This is a genomic window from Streptomyces sp. NPDC015345 (assembly GCF_043078805.1).
Taxonomy (GTDB): domain Bacteria; phylum Actinomycetota; class Actinomycetes; order Streptomycetales; family Streptomycetaceae; genus Streptomyces.
On sequence record NZ_JBIBTX010000010.1, the window covers coordinates 77,901 to 102,513 of the forward strand.

The 24,613-nt window shown below is 71.5% G+C and carries 21 protein-coding genes; 14 read left to right on the forward strand and 7 right to left on the reverse strand.

Features of this window, described 5'->3' with window-relative positions:
• The first annotated feature begins 86 nt into the window (after window positions 1–86).
• Window positions 87–1,424, forward strand: a complete 1,338-nt coding sequence (locus tag ACF062_RS33275) for a hypothetical protein (RefSeq protein ID WP_392143315.1) — start codon at window positions 87–89, stop codon at window positions 1,422–1,424.
• Between the two features lie 55 nt (window positions 1,425–1,479).
• Here ACF062_RS33275 and ACF062_RS33280 read toward each other — a convergent pair whose 3' ends face one another.
• The gene (locus ACF062_RS33280) at window positions 1,480–3,339 is read right to left on the reverse strand and encodes a transglycosylase domain-containing protein (RefSeq protein WP_392143511.1); all 1,860 of its coding nucleotides are present in this window, start codon (window positions 3,337–3,339) and stop codon (window positions 1,480–1,482) included.
• A 451-nt stretch (window positions 3,340–3,790) separates the two neighbouring features.
• Here ACF062_RS33280 and ACF062_RS33285 point away from each other — a divergent pair, with 451 nt between their 5' ends.
• Both ACF062_RS33285 and ACF062_RS33290 read left to right on the forward strand, forming a co-directional pair.
• Complete coding sequence (locus ACF062_RS33285) at window positions 3,791–4,939, forward strand: amidase domain-containing protein (RefSeq protein WP_392143316.1); 1,149 nt, start codon at window positions 3,791–3,793, stop codon at window positions 4,937–4,939.
• A gap of 164 nt (window positions 4,940–5,103) precedes the next feature.
• Window positions 5,104–5,370 (forward strand): DUF5133 domain-containing protein, encoded by a 267-nt coding sequence (locus tag ACF062_RS33290; protein WP_392143317.1) that lies wholly within the window; start codon window positions 5,104–5,106, stop codon window positions 5,368–5,370.
• Between the two features lie 34 nt (window positions 5,371–5,404).
• Here ACF062_RS33290 and ACF062_RS33295 read toward each other — a convergent pair whose 3' ends face one another.
• The gene (locus tag ACF062_RS33295) at window positions 5,405–6,598 is read right to left on the reverse strand and encodes an amidohydrolase (protein WP_392143318.1); all 1,194 of its coding nucleotides are present in this window, start codon (window positions 6,596–6,598) and stop codon (window positions 5,405–5,407) included.
• A gap of 333 nt (window positions 6,599–6,931) precedes the next feature.
• Between ACF062_RS33295 and dhaK the strand changes: the two genes are divergently transcribed.
• From dhaK to ACF062_RS33310, 3 genes are read left to right on the forward strand one after another with little or no spacing between them, the layout of a single operon-like run.
• Window positions 6,932–7,924: a dihydroxyacetone kinase subunit DhaK gene (gene dhaK / locus ACF062_RS33300; protein ID WP_392143319.1), complete on the forward strand. Its 993-nt coding sequence runs from the start codon at window positions 6,932–6,934 to the stop codon at window positions 7,922–7,924.
• 6 nt (window positions 7,925–7,930) lie between these two features.
• Entirely contained in the window at window positions 7,931–8,557 is a 627-nt protein-coding gene (gene dhaL / locus ACF062_RS33305) for a dihydroxyacetone kinase subunit DhaL (RefSeq protein WP_392143320.1), read from the forward strand.
• Window positions 8,550–8,960 (forward strand): PTS-dependent dihydroxyacetone kinase phosphotransferase subunit DhaM, encoded by a 411-nt coding sequence (locus tag ACF062_RS33310; RefSeq protein WP_392143321.1) that lies wholly within the window; start codon window positions 8,550–8,552, stop codon window positions 8,958–8,960. The genes dhaL and ACF062_RS33310 overlap by 8 nt, the downstream gene beginning before the upstream one ends.
• Window positions 8,961–8,986: 26 nt before the next feature.
• On the opposite strand, the gene ACF062_RS33315 is transcribed toward ACF062_RS33310, so the two are convergent.
• On the reverse strand, window positions 8,987–9,964 hold the full coding sequence (locus ACF062_RS33315; RefSeq protein WP_392143322.1) for a hypothetical protein: 978 nt from the start codon (window positions 9,962–9,964) through the stop codon (window positions 8,987–8,989).
• 2 nt (window positions 9,965–9,966) lie between these two features.
• Window positions 9,967–10,404 (reverse strand): hypothetical protein, encoded by a 438-nt coding sequence (locus ACF062_RS33320; RefSeq protein WP_392143323.1) that lies wholly within the window; start codon window positions 10,402–10,404, stop codon window positions 9,967–9,969.
• Between the two features lie 105 nt (window positions 10,405–10,509).
• On the opposite strand from ACF062_RS33320, the gene ACF062_RS33325 reads away from it, so the two are divergent.
• From ACF062_RS33325 to ACF062_RS33335, 3 genes are all read left to right on the forward strand, one after another.
• Complete coding sequence (locus tag ACF062_RS33325) at window positions 10,510–13,530, forward strand: CHAT domain-containing protein (RefSeq protein ID WP_392143324.1); 3,021 nt, start codon at window positions 10,510–10,512, stop codon at window positions 13,528–13,530.
• 40 nt (window positions 13,531–13,570) lie between these two features.
• Complete coding sequence (locus ACF062_RS33330) at window positions 13,571–15,862, forward strand: hypothetical protein (protein ID WP_392143325.1); 2,292 nt, start codon at window positions 13,571–13,573, stop codon at window positions 15,860–15,862.
• Window positions 15,863–16,036: 174 nt separating this feature from the next.
• A complete protein-coding gene (locus ACF062_RS33335) occupies window positions 16,037–16,984 on the forward strand; it encodes a fibronectin type III domain-containing protein (RefSeq protein ID WP_392143326.1) in 948 nt (315 codons plus the stop codon).
• A 7-nt stretch (window positions 16,985–16,991) separates the two neighbouring features.
• Here the strand turns inward: ACF062_RS33335 and ACF062_RS33340 are convergent, their stop codons facing one another.
• Complete coding sequence (locus ACF062_RS33340) at window positions 16,992–17,564, reverse strand: PadR family transcriptional regulator (RefSeq protein ID WP_392143327.1); 573 nt, start codon at window positions 17,562–17,564, stop codon at window positions 16,992–16,994.
• Window positions 17,565–17,686: 122 nt separating this feature from the next.
• Here ACF062_RS33340 and ACF062_RS33345 point away from each other — a divergent pair, with 122 nt between their 5' ends.
• The 4 genes from ACF062_RS33345 (at window position 17,687) to ACF062_RS33360 (ending at window position 21,155) form a co-directional block, all read left to right on the forward strand.
• Window positions 17,687–18,115, forward strand: coding sequence for a nuclear transport factor 2 family protein (locus tag ACF062_RS33345; RefSeq protein WP_392143328.1), 429 nt, complete (start codon window positions 17,687–17,689; stop codon window positions 18,113–18,115).
• Window positions 18,116–18,304: 189 nt separating this feature from the next.
• The gene (locus ACF062_RS33350; RefSeq protein WP_392143329.1) at window positions 18,305–18,811 is read left to right on the forward strand and encodes a hypothetical protein; all 507 of its coding nucleotides are present in this window, start codon (window positions 18,305–18,307) and stop codon (window positions 18,809–18,811) included.
• A gap of 464 nt (window positions 18,812–19,275) precedes the next feature.
• Window positions 19,276–20,037 carry a sugar phosphate isomerase/epimerase family protein gene (locus ACF062_RS33355; protein WP_392143330.1) on the forward strand — a complete coding sequence of 254 codons (762 nt, stop codon included), beginning with the start codon at window positions 19,276–19,278 and terminating at the stop codon, window positions 20,035–20,037.
• Window positions 20,034–21,155: a Gfo/Idh/MocA family protein gene (locus ACF062_RS33360; RefSeq protein WP_392143331.1), complete on the forward strand. Its 1,122-nt coding sequence runs from the start codon at window positions 20,034–20,036 to the stop codon at window positions 21,153–21,155. Before ACF062_RS33355 ends, ACF062_RS33360 begins: the two co-directional genes overlap by 4 nt.
• Window positions 21,156–21,258: 103 nt before the next feature.
• Here the strand turns inward: ACF062_RS33360 and ACF062_RS33365 are convergent, their stop codons facing one another.
• Window positions 21,259–21,792 carry a PadR family transcriptional regulator gene (locus ACF062_RS33365; RefSeq protein ID WP_392143332.1) on the reverse strand — a complete coding sequence of 178 codons (534 nt, stop codon included), beginning with the start codon at window positions 21,790–21,792 and terminating at the stop codon, window positions 21,259–21,261.
• A 21-nt stretch (window positions 21,793–21,813) separates the two neighbouring features.
• Window positions 21,814–23,835 carry an FAD-dependent oxidoreductase gene (locus ACF062_RS33370; RefSeq protein ID WP_392143333.1) on the reverse strand — a complete coding sequence of 674 codons (2,022 nt, stop codon included), beginning with the start codon at window positions 23,833–23,835 and terminating at the stop codon, window positions 21,814–21,816.
• Between the two features lie 182 nt (window positions 23,836–24,017).
• On the opposite strand from ACF062_RS33370, the gene ACF062_RS33375 reads away from it, so the two are divergent.
• Window positions 24,018–24,515: a methylated-DNA--[protein]-cysteine S-methyltransferase gene (locus ACF062_RS33375; protein WP_392143334.1), complete on the forward strand. Its 498-nt coding sequence runs from the start codon at window positions 24,018–24,020 to the stop codon at window positions 24,513–24,515.
• The last annotated feature ends 98 nt before the right edge of the window (window positions 24,516–24,613 follow it).

A 24,613-nucleotide genomic window follows, 5' to 3' on the forward strand; every position in this document is an offset into this window, starting at 1 on the left:
GACTACTGAAGACGCCCCATCGGTCCTATATTCATACAAACAATTCACACGCGGCCCTGCTGCGATGAACACGGGGTAGGACCGCAGTGATTGAGCCCGACGGCACCAACAGACCCGCCCGCACCGAGTCCCGCGCCGCCCGCAAGACGCGGGAGAAGGCGCGCAAGCGCAGGCGAATGGCCGTGGTCGCGGCCGTGCTCGGTCTGGGCGGGGTGGCCGGTACGTGCGTTCTCGCCCTCGGGAACTCCTCCGGCGGCGGCGGTGACGACCGGCATACGGCGTCCACTTCCTCGGGCAACGCGGCGGAGAAGGCGCGTTCCGCCAAGCGCTCGAAGAAGGGCGAGGAGAAGTGGGACGGCAAGGTCAAGGTGCTGGGCGACGGCTCCACCTCGTACGCCGGGCCGCCGCGCGGGCAGCTCAAGCCCAAGAAGCTGAAGCCCGGCGAGAAGCCGCCGCAGTTCGTGGTCTTCTCCTGGGACGGCGCGCTGGAGGGCGACGACCACCGCTTCTCCCACTTCCGTCAGGTGGCGCGGGAGAGCAAGGCCCACATGACCTTCTTCCTCACCGGCATCTACCTCCTGCCGGAGAGCAAGAAGACGCTCTACCGCCCCCCGCAGCACGGCACGGGGTCGGCCGCCATCTCGTACCCGACCGTCCCGCACATCCAGACCACGCTCCAGCAGCTGCGCGGCGCCTGGAAGGACGGCCACGAGATCGGCTCGCACTTCAACGGCCACTTCTGCGGCCCCAAGGGCGGCGGGGACTGGAGCACCGAGGAGTGGAAGAGCGAGATCGAGCAGACGTACTCGTTCATGAAGAAGTGGAAGACCAACACCGGCTTCACCCAGGAGGCGCCCCTGCCCTTCGACCCGGACCGGGAAGTGGTCGGCGGCCGCGCGCCCTGCCTTGAGGGCCAGAAGAACCTCCTGACGGCGATCAAGCCGTTCGGCTGGCGCTACGACGCGAGCTCCTCGGGGGACTTCCAGATATGGCCGTCCAAGGTCGACGACATATGGAACTTCCCCCTGCAACTGCTTCCCCTTGAGGGCAAAGAGGTGCAAGTCCTCTCCATGGACTTCAACTTCCTCTACCACCAGTCCGGCGACAGCACCGAGGGCGACCCGGAGAAGTACCCGGAGTGGGAGGCGCAGGTCCGGAAGTCGTACATGAACGGCTTCAACCGCGTCTACAACGGCAGCCGGGCGCCGATGTTCATCGGCAACCACTTCGAGGACTGGAACGGCGGCATCTACATGAACGCCGTCGAGGACGTGATGCGGGAGGTGTGCCCGCGCAAGGGCGTCCGCTGCGTGTCCTTCAGGGAGTTGGCGGACTGGCTCGACGTCCAGGACCCGAAGGTCCTGGCCCGGCTGCGCCTGCTCGACCCCGCGCAGGCGCCGGACTGGAAGTCGCTCGTCAAGTAGCGCGGGTGGGGCCGCGGCACGCCGCGGCCCCACCGCCGCATCGCCCCGGCGCCCCCTACTCGACGGCCTTGATGTAGTCGGCCCAAAGGCCCACCGCCCGCTCGCTGCCGAGCCTTCCGGGGGCGTCCCCGCCCAGCCCCTTCAGCGGCAGCGGCACCAGGTCCTTCAGCGACATGCGGTAGACGACCACGGCCGTCGTCTCGTCCTCGGTGCCGCCCACGAACCAGCCCGCGGTGTTCGCGGTGGTCGTCCCGGTCTTGCCCACGGCGCCGGCATGCGCCCCGCCCGCCGCCTTGGCCGATCCGTCGGTCATGGTGGCCCGCAGGGCGTCCGTGACCGCCTTGGCGGTCTTCTGCGACACCGCCCGCGTGGGCTTCGGCTCGGCGAGCGGCACCGCGTCACCGGCCCGCGTGACCGAGAGCACCGAATAGGGGTCGGTGTGCATGCCGTCGGCGGCGAAGGTCTGGTAGGCGCCCGCCATCCGGATGGCGCTGGGCGTCGAGTTCTCCCCGAGCGCGAACGTGGGGATCCGTTCCCCGAGGCTCGATTCGAGCAGCCCCGCCCGCAGCGCGTACTTCTCCACCCGGTCGAGGCCGACGTCCAGGCCGAGTTGGAGCATGGGCGTGTTCACGGAGCTCGCGACGGCCCGCCGCAGGGTCACCTTGCCCCAGTCCCGGCCGCCTTCGTTGCGGCCCTTCACCACTTTGCCGCTGCGGTCCCAGTACGGCCCCTCCGGCGTCCGCACGGCGATCCGGTCGTCGCCGTCGTAGACGCTGGCCGGGGAGACGGGCGTACGGCCCCCCTCGCGGGTGCGCGTCACGCCGTCCTCAAGCGCGGCGGCGTAGACGAAGGGGGTGAACGCCGAGCCGGCCGGAATGGTCGTCGCGTTCGACTGGTTGAAGCCCTGCTTCAGGAAGTCGTGGCCGCCGTACACGGCGAGCAGCCGGCCGTCCCGGCCGACGCTCGCCGCGCCGATCCGGGCGTACTTGTCCGTGTCGGGCCGCCGCTTGGCGTCGAAGTCCTTGTCGGCCTTCCGGACGGCGGCGGTCAGGGCCTTCGTGCGCTTCCGGTCGAAGGTCGTGCGGATCTGGTAGCCGCCGAGGTCGTAGTCGGCGGTCGTGATGTGCCCGGCCTTGATCGCGTGCCGCTTGGCCAGCTCCACCAGATAACCGGTCTGCGCGCCCGGGATGGTGCCGCCGGACCCCGGCTTCGTGGGCTCCGGGAACTTCTTGTACTTCGCGCGCTCGGCCTGCGTGAGGTGGCCGGTGGCGACCATGCGGTCCAGGATCCAGCTCCACCGCTCGACGGCCCGCGCGCGGTTCTCCTTGCCGAGGGCCGGATCGTAGAGCCCGGCGCCCTTGAGCAGGGAGGCCAGGAAGGCGCCCTCGCTGGGGCTGAGCCGCGAGACGTCCTTGCCGTAGTAGGCGTGCGAGGCGCGCTGGATGCCATAGGTGCCGCGCCCGAACCAGCTGGTGTTCAGGTAGTCCTGGAAGATCTTGTCCTTGCTCGTCCGGTTGTCCAGCTTCACGGCGAGCAGGGCTTCGGTGAACTTCCGGGACAGGGTGCGGTCCTGGCTGAGGTAGACGTTCTTCACGTACTGCTGGGTGATGGTCGACCCGCCCTGGGTCTCCCCTCCGGTGACCGCGGCGGTCGCGGCACGCAGGACGCCGGTCGGCGAGACTCCGGAATCCGAGTAGAAGCTCGCGTTCTCGGCCGCGAGGACGGCTCCCCGGACTTTCGGCGGCACCTTGTCCAGCGGTATCTCCTGCCGGATGACCCAGCCGGTGCGGGCCATGACAGTGCCGTCGGACCAGTAGTAGACGTTGTCCTGTTGCGTGGCGAACGAGTTGAGGTCATCCGGTATGTCCGTGGCCGCGTACGCGATCGCGACGAAGCCGGTCAGACCGATGAACATGTACAGGAACGCGCCGAGCCACTGGCGCCACGAGGGCACCCACCGCCGCCAACCGCTGCGCCCCGGCCGGGGGTACGCCGGACGCAGGCGCCGCAGCTGCCTGCGCGCCCCCGCGACGGCGCCGGGTATGCCGCCGTCCGACCGTGCCCTGCGCCGTTCCCCTGACTGCCTGCGTCGGCCGGTCGCCGCGCGGCGACCTCCCGATGCTGCCGCCCGCCGACCCCCCGGTCGCCCTGCCGCGGCCCTCCTGCGCCCACCCACCCCGTATGCCTCCCTCTGCTGCGCTTTGCCGACACCCTAGAGGTACGTGAGGCGGGACCGGCGGGGTCCTGGAGCCCTGGTCCGGCGGCCACCGGGCTCCGGGCTGGGCGAACGGTGCGGTGAAGGCATGGAGTTGTGCGAAGATTCCGTGCCCCGATCGCGGTGATCGGGCGACAAAAGAGGAAACAGAGTGATACCCAAGAGATACAGACCCGCCGTCGTCGCGGGTCTGACCGCAGCCGTTGCGTCCGGTTCCATGCTCGCGCCCCCCGCACACGCCGACGCCCTCGACAGCGAGCCCCGCAAGGCCGACCGCAGGACGGTCGCCGCCTTCGCCCGCATCGCCGATGACGTCCTCTCCCGGCGCGCCGAGGCCCTCGTGGAGGAGCACGCGGGACGCGGCGGCTCCAACAAGGACACTTCCACGACGCGCATGTCCGGCCGGCTGAAGAAGGACGAGGCCGCCGCGCTCCGTTCGTTGCGCTCCCGCAAGGCGCGCCTCGCGAAGCTCGGCGAGGCCTACACGAAGGCGGACACCCGCGTCGTCGTGGAGCGCGCCACGATCACCGGCGGGACGGCGACGGTGCAGGTCACCTCGTCGTCGACGCTCACCTACAAGAAGCCGCGCGGGGACGCGCCGGACACCACGGCGTTCTCGACGCGGCAGGAGCTGAAGCTCGCCGGCACGAAGGACGGCGGCTGGAAGCTCACCACGATCACCTCGCGGGACAACGGCCCCGCCGCGGTCGCCGAGCCGTCGGCGGCCCGGGTGAACACCGTCGAGGACGACGGCAACCAGTACCCGGACGGCACGCCGGCGTCCACCCGGTACCCCACCACGCCGATGCCCTCGGGCAAGACGGCCGGTGCCTACGACTACTCCGCCATGGCGCGGTACGCGGAGAAGTACTGGCGCAGCTACAACCCGGCGTACCGGAAGTTCAACGGAGCCGGCGGCGACTGCACCAACTTCGTCAGCCAGGCGCTGAAGGCGGGCGGCTGGAAGTCCGTCCCCGGCTCCGCCCACGACTACCGGAACTGGTGGTACGAGGGCGCGAGCCAGAGCACCTCCTGGGTCGGCACGAACGAATGGGCATGGTTCACGCTGTCCAACCGGCGTGCCCCGAACCTGTCGAGCGTCTATCAGCTGGACGTCGGTGACGTCCTCCAGGCGGACTTCGACAGGGACGGGTCCAAGGACCACTCCATGCTGGTGACGTACCGCGACCGGCGGGGCATGCCGTACCTGACCTACCACTCGACCGACACGTACCGCAGGTCGCTCGCGAGCGTCCTCGCGTCCTACCCCGACGCGCGTTACTTCGCGTACCGCACCTGACGGGACCGGTAGCGCCACCGGACCGGCGCGGGCGGCACCGAGCGTCTCTCGCCGGGTCCCCGCGCCGGTCCCTCCAGAAGGCAGCCATGCGGCACCCGGGAATGAGGGGCGCGATTACGGGCACCCGTAGACCACCGAAGAGCCTTCTGGAGGGGTCTGTGGTCGTGTTGAAGCCGGAACCGCGCTCAGTGAGAACTCTGCTCGCCCGTTACGCGGGCGCGCGCATCGCGCTCATGGAGAAGGCCGACCCGGCCTGGCAGCGGGAACTGGAGGACGTCACCTACACGCTGTGCGTGGTGACGGGCACCCAGTCGATCACGGACGCGATCGCGGCGGCCGACGAGATCCTGGCGGCGGCCGAGCGTCCCGCGGCACGACCTGACGCACGACCGGCGGCACCTTCCGCCGAGGACCCGGTCCTGGCGGCCTGAGCCGCCCTCTGTAACCGCCACTGGCCGGAAGCCGTCACTGCCCGGCGGCGGCCTTCCGGTGGTGGCAGGCCCAGGCCCGCTCGGACACATCCGTACGGAGCAGGACGTCGGCCGCGGTGGCCGCCAGCGCGTACGCCGCCGCCAGCATGACCTCGCGCCCGCGCGCTCCGGCGGCCGCCCGGGCGAACTCAGGCGTGTGGTCCGAGCCGTCCGACCCCATGATGGCGACGAACGGATGGATCGCCGGCACCCGGGTGCTGACGTTGCCGATGTCCGAGGACCCCAGGTAGACCCCCGCCTCGGGCTCCGAAAGCCGGATGCCCGCCTTCTCCAGGTGCCGCGCGAACAGCCCCGAGAGCACGTCGTTGTCGCGGAAGTGCTCGTACCGCGCGGCCACTTCGGCGATCTCCGCCTTCGTCCCCGTGGCCAGCGCGACACCCCGGGCGCACGAACTCAGCTCCTCCACCAGGTCCGCCAGCGCGGAAGCGGTCGCGCCGCGCAGCCCGAACAGCCCTTCCGCGTACTCGGGGACGATGTTCGTCGCCCGGCCCCCGTCCGTGACGATGCCCTGGACGTGCGATCCGGCGGGCAGCCTCCGGTCCAGGACTCCGAGCGTGTTGAACAGCTGGATCAGTGCCCCCAGCGCGTCGATGCCCTCCGTCGGGTTGCCCGTCGGGTGCGCGGCCCTGCCGTGGAAACCGACACGTACCTGCGCGCTCGCCGTCAGGGGTGCCCACGACCAGTCGTACACACCCGGGTGGAACATCAGCGCCGCGTCCACCCCGTCGAACAGGCCCGCCGCGACCTCCGCGACCTTGCCGCCGCCGCGCTCCTCCGCCGGCGTCCCGACGGCCAGCAGGGACCCGCCGGTGTCGCCGAGCGCGGCCCGCGCGGCGAGGGCCGCTCCGAGGCCGGCCGCCGCGATCAGGTTGTGCCCGCAGGCGTGCCCCAGCTCCGGCAGCGCGTCGTACTCCATCAGCAGGGCGACGCGCGGGCCCTTTCCGGGCGCGGCCGCCGTGTCCGTGCGGGCGACGAAGGCGGTCGGCAGCCCTGCGGCACCCCGTTCCACCAGGAACCCCTCGTGTTCCAGCTCGTCCGCGAGCAGCCGGGCGGCACGGTGTTCCTCGTAGGCGGTCTCCGGTTCGCGGTGCAGCGCGAGGCTCACGTCCCAGAGCCGGTCGGCGCGGGCGGCGACCTCCCGCTCGATGCGGGCGTACACGGAATCCATGTCCGTATCCCTGTCCGTATCCCTGTCCTTGGCCTGTGACACGTGACCTCCTCGGACCGAGCCGGCTCGGTGGCCCGGCGACGACACGGGACGTGTTCCACGGTTTCCGGCGGCCCACACGGGGCGGACGGCTCTGCTCGGCAGGCTCGGCGGCGGCGAGCGGGCCGTCGTCGACACATGCGTGGCCCCGCGACTGGTCCGTTCACTCCTGGAGACCGCACCCAGTGACCACCGGCCCGGCAAGGTCGATACTGCCCATGCCGACACGCGCTGTCCCGTGAACCGGCGCCATCGCCGAACCCAAGCGATCGCCGAACCTACGCGGAGGTATCCATGAAGATGTTGATCAATGTCGCCGAGACCGTCGTCGCCGACGCGCTGCGGGGCATGGCCGCCGCGCATCCGGAGCTGACGGTCGACGTCGAGAACCGCGTGATCGTCCGCAGGGACGCCCCGGTCGCGGGGAAGGTGGCCCTCGTCTCCGGCGGCGGGTCGGGGCACGAGCCGTTGCACGGCGGGTTCGTGGGGCCGGGGATTCTGTCGGCCGCCTGCCCCGGCGAGGTCTTCACGTCGCCCGTGCCCGATCAGCTGGTGCGGGCCGCGGCCGCCGTGGACAGTGGTGCGGGCGTGCTGTTCGTCGTGAAGAACTACACCGGTGACGTGCTCAACTTCGAGATGGCCGCGGAGCTCGCCGAGGACGAGGGCATCCAGGTGGCGAAGGTGATCGTCGACGACGACGTCGCGGTCACCGACAGCCTCCACACCGCCGGGCGCCGCGGCACCGGAGCCACGCTCTTCGTGGAGAAGCTGGCGGGCGCCGCCGCCGACGCGGGCATGCCGCTGGAGCGGGTCGAGGCGATCGCGCGGCAGGTCAACGCCAACGCGCGCAGCTTCGGGGTCGCCCTCAGCGCGTGCAGTACGCCGGCCAAGGGCGGCCCCACCTTCGAACTTCCCGCCGGAGAGCTGGAGTTGGGCATCGGCATCCACGGCGAGCCGGGGCGGCAGCGGCGTCCCATGATGACCTCGCGCGAGATCGCGGACTTCGCCGTCAACGCCGTACTGGAGGACCTGCGCCCGCGCAATCCCGTCCTCCTGCTCGTCAACGGCATGGGAGCCACGCCCCTGCTTGAGCTCTACGGCTTCAACGCCGAGGTGCAGCGCGTGCTCGTGGAGCGCGGCGTGCCGGTCGCGCGCACCCTCGTCGGCAATTACGTGACCTCACTGGACATGGCCGGGGCGTCCGTGACGCTCTGCCAGGTCGACGAGGAACTGCTGCGGCTGTGGGACGCGCCGGTCCGCACGGCCGCGCTGCGCTGGGGGGCCTGAGTACCCGTGCTCGACGCCGACTTCTTCCACCGCTGGCTGCTGAACGCCGCCGATGCCGTCGACCGTGAGGCGGCCCGGCTCACCGAGCTGGACTCGCCCATCGGTGACGCCGACCACGGCAGCAATCTGCGGCGCGGGTTCACCGCCGTCGCGGCCACCCTGGAGAAGGAGGCGCCCCCCACGCCGGGGGCCGTACTCCTGCTGGCCGGGCGGCAGTTGATCTCCACCGTGGGCGGCGCGTCGGGCCCCCTCTACGGCACGTTGCTGCGCCGCGCCGGCAAGGCGCTCGGCGACGCCCCCGAGGTCGACGCGGCGCGGTTCGCCGAAGCGCTGCGTACCGGCGTCGAGGCGGTGGCCGCGCTCGGCGGCGCGGCGCCCGGCGACAAGACGATGCTGGACGCGCTCGCGCCCGCGGCGGAGGCGCTCGGCACGTCGTTCGCGGCGGCACGGGACGCCGCGCTGGAGGGCGCGCTCGCGACGACGCCGTTGCGGGCGCGCAAGGGCAGGGCCAGCTATCTGGGCGAGCGCAGCGTCGGGCACCAGGACCCGGGCGCGACCTCCTCGGCGCTGCTCTTCGAGGCGCTCGCACGGACCGCGGAGGGCACCGAGCGGCAGGAGGCCGGCCATGGCTGACGGCCGGCTGGTGGGCGTCGTCCTCGTGTCGCACAGCGGTCCCGTCGCCGAGGCGGTCGCCGCCCTCGCCACGGCGCTTGCCGGGGGCGGCGTCACCGCCCCCGTGGCCGCCGCGGGCGGGACGCGGGACGGGGGCCACGGTACGAGCGCGGAGCTGATCTCGGCGGCCGCCGCCCGCGTCGACCAGGGCGCGGGCGTCGCGGTGCTCGCGGACCTCGGCAGCGCCGTCATCACGGTGAAGGCCCTGCTCGCGGAGGGCGATGAACTCCCGGACGGGACACGCCTGGTGGACGCGCCGTTCGTGGAAGGGGCGGTGGCGGCCGTGGTGACCGCGTCGGCCGGAGCCGACCTCGCGACGGTCGAGGCAGCGGCCATGGAGGCGTACACCTGTCGGAAGGTGTGAGCCCGCCGCCCGATGCTGTGAAGGACCTACCTCCCGGACGCTCCCGGAGGAGACTCGCTGCGGAGCAGACGCATGAGGGCCTCTCCCGCGTCAGGGTTGAGCGGTGAGGGGGGAGCCTGTGCGTCCGCTGCCGCGGGCGACTGTGCGGGGTGGAGGCCGAGGTACTGGAGCAGGGTGCCACAGTGCACCCGGACCGCGGCCTCCAGGAGCAGCGCGTAGTCGTCGATGGTGCTGCGGAAACGCACCTGGCCCATGGCGAAGAGGCTGATGCTGATCAGCCCCGCGGGCCACCACCACACCGTGACGGGCAGGTAGAGCAGCCCCCACGCGATGAGCGAGGCGGCACGCCCGGTCTCACGGCGCGACGTCGTGATCTCGCTGCGGGTGCTGTCCGGCAGCACCAGCCACAGGGCCGGCCAGACGACGGCCAGGTCGAGACAGTGGTCCCGGTTCAGCCGCAGCGCCACCGCGTGGATGCGATCGCCCGCCCAGGTCGGTCGCTCGGGGTACTCGACGGCGATGCGGTCACGGCGATGCCTCGCCATCCAGCGTGCGGCCGGATCGGCCCGGCCGCCGAGGGCACGGACCCGGGCATCCTGTCCGAGCCGCGTCTCCAGATGCGCGGTGGCGGTCTCCCACCGTCGCTGCCTGCGGGTGATGCGGCGCCTCGCGAGATGCTTGAACGGGCCCGGCCACGCGTACCAGTTGGCGGCGAGCAGCACCCTCTCCACGGTTGAGCCGATCGCCTGGACGAGCAGGCCGGCGGCGGCCGCTCCCGCGAGCACCGCCGCAAGGATGATCGCCTGGCCGCCCACCGTCTGCGCGACCGGCTCCTTTGCCGTCGTCGTCAGTTGCCCCGTCAGCCGGGTCATGTCGAAGGGCCGGGCATGGCCGAGGGTGTGGCCGGCCGCCGCAACGACCAGATAGAGAGCTCCCGGCAGGACGAGCAGCGTCACCCATCGTTCGGCGAGCCTCTTCCCCAGCTCGGAGAGCAGACCGCCCATGCCTAGAGTCGATCCTTGCGGAGCGGCACCCCATTGATCTCGCAGCAGGGTTCCGGTTCTCCGGCACGTGGCAGCCAGAAGCGGGTGCAGCGGCGCAGCGGACACAGGAACGCCGTCTCCGAAGGCGGTCCGAACCCCGGCACCGATGCCGGGCCGATGCGCGGCAGCCCGCGGGTGGGAACTTCGCTCGCCGGTACGTAGACGCCGCGCGCGTCCCCGCCGGCTTGGACGACGGCGTGCAGCGCGTCGAGAAGAGGGCCGAGGTCGCCGTCGCCGCCCGCCGCGGTCAGCAGTTCGTCGAGCGAGGCCATGTGCTCGGGGCCGCTGTCACGCAGGGTGTCACGTATGTCGTCGATGTTCGCACAGACGTACGCGAGGGCGTCCGCCGTGCGTATGTCCGCCGGACTCAGCTCGTCGGCCATCCGTCCCCCGAAGGTCATGGCAGCTTCGCGCAGTGGGTACGAGGATTCTACTGGCCCGTCGCACGCGCACAGGTGGTTGTCGGGGAGCGGGGCCGGTACGCGGCACTTGTGGGGAGGCGCGCGGTGGACGGTCGGGCGGCAAAGGCCGGAGCGGCAGAGGTGCTCAAGGGGGGCCTTGGCGCGCTGACGGTGGCTGAGTCGGTCCGGCTCGCGGACTCCGCCCCGCCCGGCCACCCCGTTCGCCCCGAAAACCTGGAGCACCTGGCGGCGCTGCTCGTCGAGCGGTACGAGTCCACCCAGGAGGTCGAGGCCGTCCGGCTCGCGGTGGAACTCATCCGGGAGTCCGCGGCGACGACACCTCCGGATGACCCCGCTCACGCCCGGCGTCTGTCCTGGCTCGGCGTGTGCCTGCGATTGAGGTGGGAGTGCGGGGGAGACGTGGCGGATCTGCATGAGGCGGTGGACATCGGTCGGCGGAGCACGCGGGCGGCGCCCTTGGGTCACCCCGTTCACGTCATGTGTCTGGCCAACTCGGGGAACACGGCGCGGTCCAGGTACGAGGCCCTGGGCGATGCCGATGACCTGGCGGCAGCCATCGCCGCATTCGAGGGGGCGATCGCCGCCGCTCCGGAGGGGCATGACGATCTGTCGGCACACCACAACAACCTGGGTGTGGCGTTGCAGGTCCGCTTCGATCGCACCGGAGACATCGCCGACGCCGATCGTGCGATCGCCGAGGGCCGCCTGGCTGTCGACGGGGTCAGCGGCGACCACCCCAGGTTCGGGGAGTTCCTGTTCAGTCTGGCGGGTTCATTGCTGGCACGCTTCGAACGAACCGGCGCCATCGCCGACCTGGACGATGCCATCCGCCTGGGACGGGCCGCGGTGGAGGCCACCGCGGATGGCCATGCCTACAAGCCCGAGCGGCTCGCCCAGTTGTCCATGGCCCTGAGGCTCCGGTACGTACGCAAGGGCCTTGCGCACGACGCGGACGCCGCGGTCGCCGCGGGCCGGGCGGCCGCGGCGGCCGTGCCGCCGGGCCATGTCTTCCGAAGCGCGATCCTGTCCAGCGCTTCGTCGGCGTTCCTCAGCCGCTACGAGACCACGCACACGGCAGGGGACCTCGACACGGCCATCCGCTACGGCACCGAGACACTGGAGGCCATGCCGGAAGGGCATCCCGGCCTGTCGAAGTCCCAGGCCAATCTGGTGGGCATGCTGGTCAGTCGCTACGCGCGAGACGGCGTCGTCAATGACCTCAACAAGGCGATCAAAATCGGTCGGCAGGCTTCCGAGAACGATCTCGTGGATGCCGTTTCTCGCACGAGCCTGCTGTTCAATCTCGGCAGCGCCTTGCGCAGCAGGTTCCTGCGGACCCGGGCGGTGACGACGAAGCAACAGGCCATCGCCGCCTACACGCAGGCGGCGAAGGACCCGCAGGCAGCGCCGTCGCTGCGTATCGCGGCAGCCAGGTCCGCCGCCGCGCTGCTGGCGGACACGGACGCGGCGCGCGCTGCCGCCCTGCTGGAAAAGGCCGTACTCACGCTCCCCGAGACCACGGCCCGCAACCTTCGGCGTGCCGATCAGGAACATGCCCTGGTCACCCAGGGATCCGATCTCGCCTGCGACGCGGCAGCGCTCGCGATGGCCGGCCGGCCGGGCGAGGAACAAGGCGTGAAGGCACTCGGAATCCTGGAACTGGGGCGGACGGTCTTGCTCAGCCAGGCGCTCGACGTCCGCAGCGACCTGGCCGATCTCCGCCGTCACCACCCCGCCCTGGCCGACCGCTTCACAGCGCTCCGCGACCAACTGGACGTCAATGACTCCGACGCGTCCCTGGAACAGGTCACCTTCACCGAGGGCGTACGCCTGCACGGGCGGCCCGTGGGCAATGACGCACGCAATCGCCTGGCCGAGGAATTCGCCGACGCACTCGACGTGATCCGGGCCCAGGAAGGCTTCGAGACCTTCGGCCGCCCGCCCGCTCCGGAGGAACTGCTGGCCGAGGCGGAACCCGGACCGGTCGTGGTCTTCAACGTCAGCCGGTACCGCAGCGACGCCCTCGTCCTGACGTCGAGCGGCGTGGCCACGCTCCCGCTCCAGGCTCTCGGCAGGAAGGAGCTCGCGCGACGGACGGCGTCCTTCCACGCCGCGCTGCGGCAGGCGACCACCGGCACGAGCGGCAGCGAGCGACGTGCGGCCCAGAAGGCCCTCGGGCAGACCCTGGAATGGTTGTGGGACAGCGCGGTGAGTCCCGTACTCGACCTGCTCGGCCATACGCGTCAGCCGGCCGACGACGAGAAATGGCCGCGCGTGTGGTGGGCGCCTGGTGGGTTGCTCGGACAACTGCCGCTGCACGCGGCGGGATACCACACGGAGCCGGTGACGGGGGTGGGGCGGCGTACGGCGATGGACCGCGTCGTGTCCTCGTACACGCCCACCGTCCGTGCCCTGCGGTACGCGCGCCGCAGGGCGGCCCCCACGGCCCGCGCGCGTGCCTTGGCCGTGTCGATGCCGACGACCCCCGGCCTGCCCGGTGGAGGGCGGCTTCGCCATGTGGGGGCGGAGGTGGCAGCGCTGGCACGGCACGTCCCGGACCTGGTGCTCCTGAGCGGACCTGCCGAGTGGGGAGGCCCTGAACCCGCGCCGCCCGCGGACCGGGCGCCGACGAAGGCCGAGGTACTGCTGCACCTGCCGTCCTGTCCCATCGCCCACTTCGCCTGCCACGGCCTGACCGATCCCGACGAACCGTCCAGCAGCCGACTGCTGCTGATGGATCACGAGCGGGACCCCCTCACCGTGGCCGGCCTGGCTCCCGTCCATGCCGACGCGGTGCAGTTGGCGTACCTGTCGGCATGCCATACGGCGGTCAGTCACGCCCCGCGGCTGATGGATGAAGCCATTCATCTGGCTTCGGCCTTTCAACTCATCGGGTTTCCCCGCGTGATCGGGACCGCGTGGGAGGTCGACGATCAGATGGCGGCGGCGATTGCCGGGGATTTCTATGCTCGACTGCGTCTGCCGCAACAGAGGATCGATACCGGCCGGTCCGCTCACGCGCTGCACGATGCCGTACGCGACGTCCGCGACCCTTTTCCCGGCACCCCGTCACTCTGGGCCTCGTTTCTGCATGTCGGGGCCTGACAGCGCAATACCTCATGTGCGGCTCGACGAAGGTGAGACCATGGCGATCGAAATATCCGATGCCGTACGAGAGTGCATCGGCGAGAGCAACGTGGAAGCAATTCTCGCAGACCCCCCGGAGGGCTCCGCCACCTGTAGGGTTTGTTCGCGCCCGGTCCCCTTACAGGAAGAGACGGCTTGCCTCTCCGCCGTCGCACTGGCGCCGTCCACGATTGACCACGGCCCCATCTACGCCAGCGTGTGGTCGCATGAAGCATGCGCCGGCTCCGCCGTCCTCAGCTTCGAAGAGTTCGAGGACGAAGCAGGCGCTCCGCTTCCCGAACAGGGAAAGGCGGAGCCGCTCAGCGACCATGAAATCTCCTATCTCGTGGGAGGAAAGAAGAAATCCGGCTTTCCCCTCTCGTCGTCCGGAGGCGCGGAAGGCCCCTTCGGCGGCCACCGGGACGGCGACGGAGAGATGACGCTGGGGGGCCACTCGGGGCGGATCCGCGGCCTCGTGGCGATTCCGGGGAGCGACGGCAGGGCCCTGCTGGTCACCAGCGACCAGGACACCGTCCGCGTGTGGGACGCGACCACCGGAACGCTGCTCGGTGCGGAGGTGCACGACAGCGACATACCGGTGACGGGTAATCAGCTCACTCCAGTTCCCCTTGCGGACGGCCGCACCTTGCTGGCCATTCCGCACGGTCGGGATCTCCGTCTCGTAGATCCCCTGCATATCGGTCGACAGCATGCCACCGTCCGCCGCTTAAGGGGCGCACGCGGCAATACCCTCCCGGGCAACTCATACGCATCCCTTGAGCTGCCCGACGGTTCGGTCCGGCTCATCAGCGCCACTTCGGCGCTCTCCATCGGCCGAGCACCCTTTTACCGGCGGTCGCGTTGCATCCAGATCTGGGACCCCGAAAAAGGGCGCAGGATCACAACCTTGGAAAAGCGCTGGGGGAAGATCTGCCCTGATGAGACGATCTCCGACTTGCGGGCCTTCTACTGGGACGCCGAAACCCCGGTCCTCGCCTTCAACAAGAACGGCCGGCTGAACATCTGGTCGATCGATGGCACGCGGCACATCACCACGTTCCAGCTGCCACGCATCCCAAACGGTCGCACCGTTGAGCCCAGTCATTACGCACCCGTTCGGGCCACCGACGGCCGCGGCCTTCTCGCTTGCATCGGACATGGCGTGCATGGGCTGTGGGACCTGAAGGCCGGCCGGAAGCAGACAGGGATCGCTCCCCCCGGACTGAAGCGGATCGTACGCGTGGATGCCGTTCGCCTGGGTGACCACGACGTGCTCGCCGTCGCCGGCCAGTACGAGGGGGCGGGCGACGGTGTCCATATCCAGCTGTACGACCCGTTCACTGCCCGCCCCTTGGGAAAGCCGTTCAACGAGCATCAGCCGAGGCCCGGCATGCATGAGGACGCCCTCTGGATCACCACGGCACTGTCCGCCCCCAACGGGGCGTCCAGGGTTGCCAGCGCCGGGCGGCAAGGAGCAGCCGACGGGGTCGTACTGATCACTCCGCCCTTCACCGGGCAGGACCCCCCGCGCGGCAGCGGTACGGTCATGATCTGGGCCGATGGATGGTCCCGCGGACCCTGGACGGCGAGGCCGGTCCGCGCGCCCAGCTCCGTCGACGTGGAAGCGTTCCTCCACCAGAGGCCGCTGCCGTACGCCTGGCCCGACGATGACGACTACCGCGCTTTCGTCTCGTCCCGGGAGGAACCCCTAGTCCAGTCGGTGTCCGACTGGATGGAGGTCTTCCTCCACCACCCCGATGCCGAGGTCGTCATGCAGGGCCTGCGCCACCCTCTTCTGTGCGCGTGTACGGAAACCCTGGCGGAGTTGCTGGTATCGGCCGAGGACGCGGGCGTTCGGGAGACCGCCGTCGAGGCCCTGTGGGGTCTCGGCGACACCGCGGTCAGCTGTGTCTTCGACGCCCTCCTCGCCCGACGCGGCGACATCCCCTTCTTCGGCTTCCGGCGCCCGGACGCGCACCCCTTGCCGGCGCATCTCGTGCTCGATCGGCTGCATGCCATCGACGATGCCGTGGAGCGGGTCAGGCAGGCCTGTCCCGCCGACCGGGAGCCTCTGCTGTCCAACGAACTGCGGGACGATCCGCATCAACCCGTACGTGAATTGATCACGCTGGGCGCCGGCGGCGGCTTCCTTGCCCAGGAGGCTCCCGTGCGCGCCGCCGGGGAGCGGCTGCACGCCCGCGGCGGAATGGGGGCGATGCTGGCGGCCCACGAACTCGTCGTCCGGGCCCTGCCCTCCAAGGGGCGCGCGCTGGAGGCTGCGTGGGACGGGATCGGGAACTGGCTCGGCTGAGGGGATCGTCCGGCCGCCCGCCACGACGAGTACCTCCCGCCTCTTGATGTGACCCCGTCACCTGTGTGTCAAATAGGTCCGGACCAATGCCGTCGAGCGGAAGGCAGCACTGTGCGACGGACCCCCCAGCCGACCCCTCTGTCGCTTTTTACCCCTCTCGCCCCTCTTGCCCTTGTGACCCTCGCCGCCGCGGTGGCGCTGAGCGGCTGTGCGTGGGGCGGCCAGGATGAACGGCAGGACACGCGGCCGCCCGCGGCACCCCGCGGCCTCACCGTCCAGGCGGGCAGCGCCACCACCGCCCACGTCATGTGGAACCAGGCCACCGACGACACCCAGGTCACCGGCTACGCGGTGTACCGCGACGCCAAGAAGGTCAAGGACGTGCCGGGCAGGCGGCACATGGTGGACATCACCGGCCTGAAGCCGTCGACCACCTACGCCTTCACCGTGCGCGCCCGCGACGCCGAGGGGAACCTCAGCGAGGACAGCAGGAGACTGACCGTCACGACGCCCGCCGCGGCCGCCGCCGACCACAAGCCCCCGACCCGGCCCACACGGCTGCGGGGCAAGGCCGAGGGAAGCCGGTCGGTGACGCTGTCCTGGGGGAAGTCGACGGACGACCGAGCCGTGGCCTCGTACGAGATCTATCAGGGCACCTCGAAGATCCACAGCGTGGGCGGCGGGCAGACCGCGACACTGGTCACCGGGTTGCGGCCGGGCACCGGCTACACGTTCACGGTCAAGGCGCGCGACGCCGCCGACAACTTCTCGCCCGCGAGCCCCGCGGTCCGTCTCACCACCGCCGCGGGCAAGGACTCCGGGCGCGGCACGGCGCCCACCGCCTTCCGCGCCGCCACGCACCGGGCGGACGGCGCGCACTACATCGACCTGTCCTGGACGCCGCCGCGGACGGGCGGCGCGGTGACGGAATATCAGATCCAGCTGGACGGCCGCACCGCCACCTCGCTCGTCTTCGGCGGTACCGCGCCGAGGGACAAGGCCAGGCACAGCTTCTACATCGGCAGGAAGGCGGGGGAACGGCACCAGGTGCGGATCCGTCCCAAACTGCCGGACGGGACGTGGGGCGCCTACTCCCCCACGCGGGCGGTGACCACGGGCTGACGCGGGCTCAGCCCCGCTGCCGCGCGGCGGCCGCCCGTTCGGTGAGCAGGGCCGCCGCGCGCCGGCACCAGTCGCGGGACTCCCGCTCGAAGGCGAGACCGCGCAGGCAGGTGAGGTAGGGGCCGACGCGCTCGCCGGTGCGCAGGAAAGTATCCTCGTCCGCGCCGCCACGCAGCTTCACCAGCAGCTTTTCGAGGATCTCGATCTTCGCGTCGGCCACCTCCGCGCGCTCGGTGAGCTGGCCGATCACCGGCGCGGCGTCGACGCCGTCCACGGCCTGCACCTTGACCAGCAGGTCGTCGCGGATGAAGGACGGCTTGGCGGCGCGCGCGGCGAATCGCTCCATCTCGGCCAGGCCTTCGTCGGTGACGCGGAACATCCGCTTGTTCGGGCGCCCTTCCTGGACGACCTCCCGGCCGGCGATCAGGCCTTCCGCCTCCAGTTTGGCGAGTTCGGCGTAGAGCTGCTGGGGCAGCGCGTGCCAGAAGTTGGCCACGCCGATGTCAAAGCCCTTGGCCAGCTGATAGCCGCTGTACTCACCGTCCAGCAGTGCCGCAAGCACCGCGTGCCGCAGAGCCATGGCCCGATCCCCTTCCCTTTCACCACTTCACCCCCCATCATAGTCACGAATATGACTACTCAGATTGATGACTATGACGGGCGTGGCATCCCCTGCCGGTGCGCGCCTCAGGGAGGACCCTCATGCACCCCACCGCCGAACGATTCCGCTCCGTCGTCGAGAAGCGTGACCTCACCGCCCTGACGGATCTGTTCACTCCGGACATCCGCTTCTACAGCCCCGTGAAGTTCACCCCCTTCGAGGGCCGGCCGATGGTGCTCGGGCTCTTCGGCGTCCTGCTGCGTACGTTCGAGGACTTCCGGTACGTCGGGTCGTACGCCGGCCAGGCGCTGACCAGCACCGACGGCGCCGAGGCCGAGTCGGCCGTCCTCCTCTTCCGGACGACCGTGCACGGCAAGGAGATCCACGGCATCGACCTGCTGCACTTCGACGAGGACGGCCGGATCAAGGAGTTCACCGTGATGGTGCGGCCGCAGTCCGCGGTCCAGGCCCTCGGGCAGGCCGTGTACGAGGGGCTGGTCGCCGACGGGCTCGTCCCGGCCCCGCGGTGAGGGCGCCCCGAGCAGGGTGACGGAAGGTCAGCTCTGCGCCGGACGAAGGATTCCGTCACCTGCCCGGAGGCAGTCCGCATGCGGTACGCGCCCGCGGCACGTTGGCTCTTCGTCAGGTAGCACGGGCGTTCCCCGACTCGCGGCGGCGCATGGGTTGTACCGCCTCCCGTGCCACCGGAGGGCAGACTCATGCGTAGCACTCAGATATATGTCCGTGCCGGCCTGACCGTTTCCGCCGCCGTGCTTCCGCTGGCGCTGGCCGCGCCTGCGGCGTTCGCGGGCGGCGGGATCTCCGTGACCGCCACCGGCTCCACCGTGCAGGTCACCACCGCCGCGTGCGCGGGCGGCGGCAAGGCCTCGCTGATGGACGCCGCGAACGCGAGCTTCGCCGGCGGTCGGCAGGTGCAGCTGACGAACGGCAGCGGCACCTGGCGGAATGTCAGTGCCGGCACCTATACGGTTCTGGTCGCTTGTCAGGACGGCTCGCAGGCCGGGCCTCAGACCGTCACCGTCGGCAGCATGCCGACGGCGTCCTCCACGGCCGCGCCCGCGCGCGGTGTGCGTGGCGGGCTCGGGGGCGGTTCCGAGGACCGGGGCGCGCTCACGCTCATGACCGGCGGGGTCCTCGTGGCCACGGCGGCCGCGGGCGGCGGCGTCTGGTACCTGCGGCGGCGCGCCGCGGGCAGCCGGTTCTGACTCCCGGCACCGCTCGGCCACGGCGACACCATCGGCTGCCGCTCCCTCGCCCGCGTGGCGGGTGGGCGGCAGCCGCCGTGTGCGGCTCCGGTACGGGCGGCGCTCTTGCCGAGCCGGGGCTGTGCGCTACCGGCTCCGCCGTTGCCGACTCGGGGCTCTGTGCTGCCGGCGGCGCCCTTGCGCGCCCCTGGCCCCTAGGCGCTCCCGGCGGCACTCTTGCCGACTCCGGGCTCTGCGCTCTCGGCGGCACACTGGCCTGCCCCCCAAGCCCCTGGGCGCTCCCGGCGGCACCCTTGCCCGCCACGGTCCCCGCCCGCTCCCGGCGACACCCGTACGCACCACGGTCCCCGCCCGCATCAGCGACACCCACGCCCACCCCCGGCACCCGCCCGCCCCCGGCGGCACCCTTGCCCGCCCCCCGGAACCGCCTTACCGTCCTCCCAGCCGACAGGGAGGCCGCTTTCATGTCACGACCGCTCAGCGTTCAGCTCTACTCCGTGCGCGATCAGCTCACCGCCGACCGGGACGGGACCCTGCGCCGCCTCGCGGACCTCGGATACGGCGCGGTGGAACCGTACGACGTACTCGCCGACCCCAAAGGGCTGCGGGCGAGCCTCGACGAGTTCGGGCTGACCGTGTCCGGCGCGCATGTCGTCCAGCTGCTCGGCCCGGAGCCCGGGCCCGTCCTCGACGCGGTGACCGCGCTCGGCACCGACCTCGCGATCGTGCCCGCGGGCATCCCGCCCGAGGACTTCACCACGCACGACGGTCTCGCCCGCGCCGCCGACCGCCTCAACGGCCTTGCCGACGCGGCGGCTCAGCGCGGTCTGCGCGTCGGCTACCACAACCACTGGTGGGAGATCGAGCCCCGCTTCGAGGACCGCGCCGGCCGGCACGCCGTCGAGGTGCTGGCCGAGCTGCTGGACCCCGCCGTATTCCTGGAGGTCGACACCTACTGGGCGGCGGTCGGCGGCGCCGACGTGCCGGCGCTCCTGCGTCGCCTCGGCGACCGCGTGCGGGCCCTGCACCTCAAGGACGGGCCCGGCACCAAAGACGACCCGAACGTGGCGGTCGGCGGGGGCACCATGCCGGTGCCCGAGATCCTCGCCGCGGCCCCGGACGCCTGGCGCGTCGTCGAGTTCGACTCCTGCGCGGGTGACGCCGACGCCCTCTTCGACGAGCTCGCGGCAAGCCGCACTTACCTGACTTCCCTGGAGGCGGCGTGAGTTCGGGCGTCACGGGCGGCACGGGGCCCGTCGGAGTCGCCGTGGTCGGCGCGGGCGTCATCAGCGCCGAGTATCTGCGGACGCTGAGCGGTTTCCCGGACGTCCACGTGGTGGCCGTCGCCGATCTCGACGAGCGGCGGGCGGCCGCCGCGGCGCGCACGCACGGCGTCCCTGTCTCCGGCGGCCTCGACGCCGTGCTCGCCCTGCCCGAGGTCGAACTGGTCGTCAATCTCACGGTGCCCGCCGCGCATGCCCAGGTGGCGACGGCCGCCCTGCGCGCCGGTAAGCACGTGTACGGCGAGAAGCCCATCACCCTCGCCCCGGCGGAGGCCGAGAAGCTCCTCGCCGAGGCCTCCGAACGCGGGCTGCTCGTGGGCAACGCGCCGGACACGTTCCTCGGCGCGGGGCTCCAGTCGGCGCTGCGGGCGGTGACCGCCGGGCACATAGGCGTGCCCGTGGCGGCCACGACGGTGACGCAGGGCCTGGGGCCCGAGGCGTGGCACCCCGATCCGGCGTTCTTCTACCAGCCGGGTGCGGGCCCGCTCTTCGACCTCGGTCCCTACTACCTGACCTCGCTCGTCGCCCTGTTCGGCAGCGTGTCCCAGGTGGCAGCGACCGCCGCGCGCGCCCGCGTGGAGCGGACCGTCGCGTCGGGCCCGAAGGCGGGGCAGGTGTTCCCGGTGGACGTGCCCACGCATGTGTCAGCGCTCATCGAGTTCGCCTCGGGCGTACGCGCCGACTCGACGTTCAGCTTCGACTCGGCGCTGCCGCGCATCCGCTTCGAGGTCACCGGGACCGAGGGAACCCTCGCGGTACCCGACCCGAACACCTTCGGCGGCCCGCTGAAGGTGCTGCCGAGCGGCGCTGACGCGTGGCGCGAGCTGCCGGTGCGGGGGCGGACCGACGGGCGCGGCCTCGGCGTGGTCGACATGGCGCGCGCCGTGCGTGGCGGCGGGGCGCATCGGGCGTCCGGCGCGCTGGCCCTGCATGTCCTCCAGACCATGACGGCGATCGCGGACTCCGCCGCCCACTCCCGCTTCACACCACTGACCACGCGGGTGGTGCCGCCGCGGCCACTGCCCGAGGAGTGGGACCCGCGGGAGGCGACGCTCGGTTGACCCCCGACCGGATCCGCGGACCGGATCCACGATCGGATCCCCGACCGGTTCCCCGGGCCGGCCCCCTGGAAGGCGACCCACGCGCCCGAAGCACGCGGACCCGCTACGGCGCCTCGAGTTCCTCGATCGCCCGCGTGAGCCACTGCGTCCAGAACGTCTCCAGGTCGATGCCCGCGCGCAGCACGACATGGCGCAGCCGGTCCTCGACCGCGTCCTTCCCCGGCGGGAAGTCGCGCCGCTCGATGTCCTCGTACTCCGCCAACTGCCGCCGGTGGAGGTTGAGATGGCGGTGCAGGTCCTCCTGGACGCCCTCGGTGCCGACCACCGCGGCGGCGCGCAGGCGCAGCAGCAGGGTGTCGCGCATCGGCTTCGGGTCCTGGCTCGCCGCGGTCCAGCGGGCCAGTTCGGCGCGGCCCTCGGGCAGGACCTCGTACTCCTTCTTCTGCCCGCGGCTCGCCCCTTGCCGCGGCAGCGCGCGGATCGCCCCCTCGCGCTCCAGCCTGCCCAGCTCACGGTAGATCTGCTGGTGCGTCGCCGACCAGAAGTAGCCGATCGACTTGTCGAACCTGCGGGTCAGTTCGAGCCCCGAGGACGGCTTCTCGAGCAGGGCGGTGAGGATCGCGTGCGGGAGTGACATGGGGGCAATCCTAGGGACGGGTCACAGCGCGGCGGCGAGCTCCGTGCCCTGCTTGATGGCGCGCTTGGCGTCCAGCTCGGCTGCGATGTCGGCGCCCCCGATGAGGTGCACGCTGCGCCCGGCGGCGAGCAGCTCCTCGTACAGGCCGCGGCGCGGTTCCTGGCCGGTGCACAGGACGACCGTGTCGACGGGGATGACGGAGGAGACCCCGTCGACGGTGATGTGCAGGCCCGCGTCGTCGATGAGGTCGTAGCTCGCGCCCGCGACCATCGTGACGCCTCGGTGGCGCAGTTCGGTGCGGTGGATCCAGCCGGTGGTCTTGCCGAGGCCCTGGCCGACCTTGGACGCCTTGCGCTGGAGCAGGTGGACGGTGCGCGGCGGGGCGGGCCGCTCGGGCGGGGTCAGGCCGCCGCGTTCGCGGTAGTCCATGTCGACACCCCACTGACGGAAGTACGTCGCCGGGTCCAGGCTCGCCTTCTCGCCGCCGTCGGTGAGGTACTCGGCGACGTCGAAGCCGATGCCGCCCGCGCCGACGATCGCGACGCGCTCCCCGACGGGCGCGCCGTCGCGCAGCACGTCGAGGTAGCCGACGACGCTCGGGTGGTCGATGCCGGGGATCTCGGGGGTGCGGGGCGTCACACCGGTGGCGACGACGACTTCGTCGTAGTCCTCATCGGTGAGGTCGTCGGCGTTGACGACGGTGTTCAACCGGACGTTCACGCCGCGCAGTTGGAGCTGGGTGCGGAAGTAGCGCAGGGTCTCGTCGAACTCTTCCTTGCCGGGGACCCTGCGGGCGACGTTGAGCTGGCCGCCGATCTCGGAGGCGGCGTCGAAGAGCGTCACGTCGTGGCCGCGCTCGGCCGCCGAGACGGCGAAGGCCAGCCCGGCGGGGCCCGCGCCGACGACGGCGACGCGCTTCTTGGTGCGGGTCGGCGCGAGCACGAGTTCGGTCTCGTGGCAGGCGCGCGGGTTCACCAGGCAGGAGGTGATCTGAAGGTTGAACGTGTGGTCCAGGCAGGCCTGGTTGCAGCCGATGCAGGTGTTGATGGCCTCGGACTGCTCGGCGCGCGCCTTGGCGACGAAGTCGGGGTCGGCGAGGAGCGGGCGGGCCAGGGAGACCATGTCGGCGGCGCCGTCGGCCAGCAACTGCTCGGCTATTTCGGGGGTGTTGATGCGGTTGGTGGTGACGAGCGGCACGGAGACCTCGCCCATGACCTTCTTGGTGACGAAGGTGTAGGCGCCGCGCGGCACAGAGGTCGCGATGGTGGGGATGCGAGCCTCGTGCCAGCCGATGCCGGTGTTGATGATCGTGGCGCCCGCGCCCTCGATCTCCTTGGCGAGGTGGACGACCTCTTCGAGGGTGGAGCCGCCGGGGATCAGGTCCAGCATGGAGAGGCGGTAGATGAGGATGAAGTCCGTGCCGACGCGCTCGCGGACGCGGCGGACGATCTCGACGGGGAAGCGGATGCGGTTCTCGTAGGCGCCGCCCCAGCGGTCGGTGCGCTGGTTGGTGGGGGCCGCGATGAACTCGTTGATGAGGTAGCCCTCGGAGCCCATGATCTCGACGCCGTCGTAGCCCGCGAGCTTGGCCAGCTCGGCGGCGCGCACGAAGTCCTCGATGGTCTGCTCGACCTCGTCGTCGGTGAGGGCGCGGGGCACGGAGGGGCTGATCGGCGCCTGGATGGCGCTCGGCGCGACGAGGTCGGGGTGGTAGGCGTACCGGCCGAAGTGCAGGATCTGCATCGCGATCCGGCCGCCCTCGGCATGCACGGCCGCGGTGATGCCCGCGTGCTGCGCGGCCTCCGCCTCCGTGGTCATCTTGGCGCCGCCGGGGTAGGGGCGGCCCGCGTCGTTCGGGGCGATGCCGCCGGTGACGATGAGGCCGACACCACCGCGCGCGCGGGCCGCGTAGAAGGCCGCCATCCGCTCGAAGCCGTTCGGGGCCTCTTCCAGGCCCACGTGCATGGAGCCCATCAGGACCCGGTTGGGCAGGGTCGTGAAGCCCAGGTCGAGCGGGTTCAGCAGGTTCGGGTAACGGCTCATGCGGGCGGCCCTCCGTACGCGGTGTCTACAGGACAGTTGTAGACGACGCGCGACGGGTTGTGCAACTAGTTGCATAAACCGCCGACGCATGGCGAGCGTCATGTCCGAATCCCGCCAGCCGCCGCCTCGCGCGCACCACAGACTGGAAGTCGGATCGCTCAAGAACGCCGGAGGAGAGTCCCATGACCGTCTACACGACGATCGACAGCCCGCTGGGCAGGCTGCTGCTGGTGGGCGAGGCCTCCGCCACCGCCAAGGGCGGCACCGCGCTCGCCTCCCTCTCCATGCCGGGCCAGAAGGGCGCCGCCGTCGTCCTGGACGGCTGGGTCCGCGACGACGAGGCGTTCACGGCGATCACCGCGCAGCTGCGCTCGTACTTCGCCGGGAGCCTGACCCACTTCGACGTCGAGTACGCCGCCGGGACGGGCACCGCGTTCCAGCGCAAGGTCTGGCAGGCCCTGGACACGGTCCCCTACGGCACCACGACCACCTACGGACGCCTCGCCGAACAGCTCGGCCTCTCCAGGGCCGCCGTGCGCGCCCTCGGCGCGGCCATCGGGCGCAACCCGCTGCTCGTCGTGCGCCCCTGCCACCGGGTGATCGGCGCCGACGGCTCCCTCACCGGCTACGCGGGCGGCCTGGAGCGCAAGCGGGTCCTCCTCGACCTGGAGGCGGCATGACCGCACCAGGGGCGCCCCGGCCCGGCTCCCCGCGCCCGCCGCGCGGTCGCGGACCTGCGAGGTGGAGTCGAACCTGGCCCATACTCGTGCGGCACGCT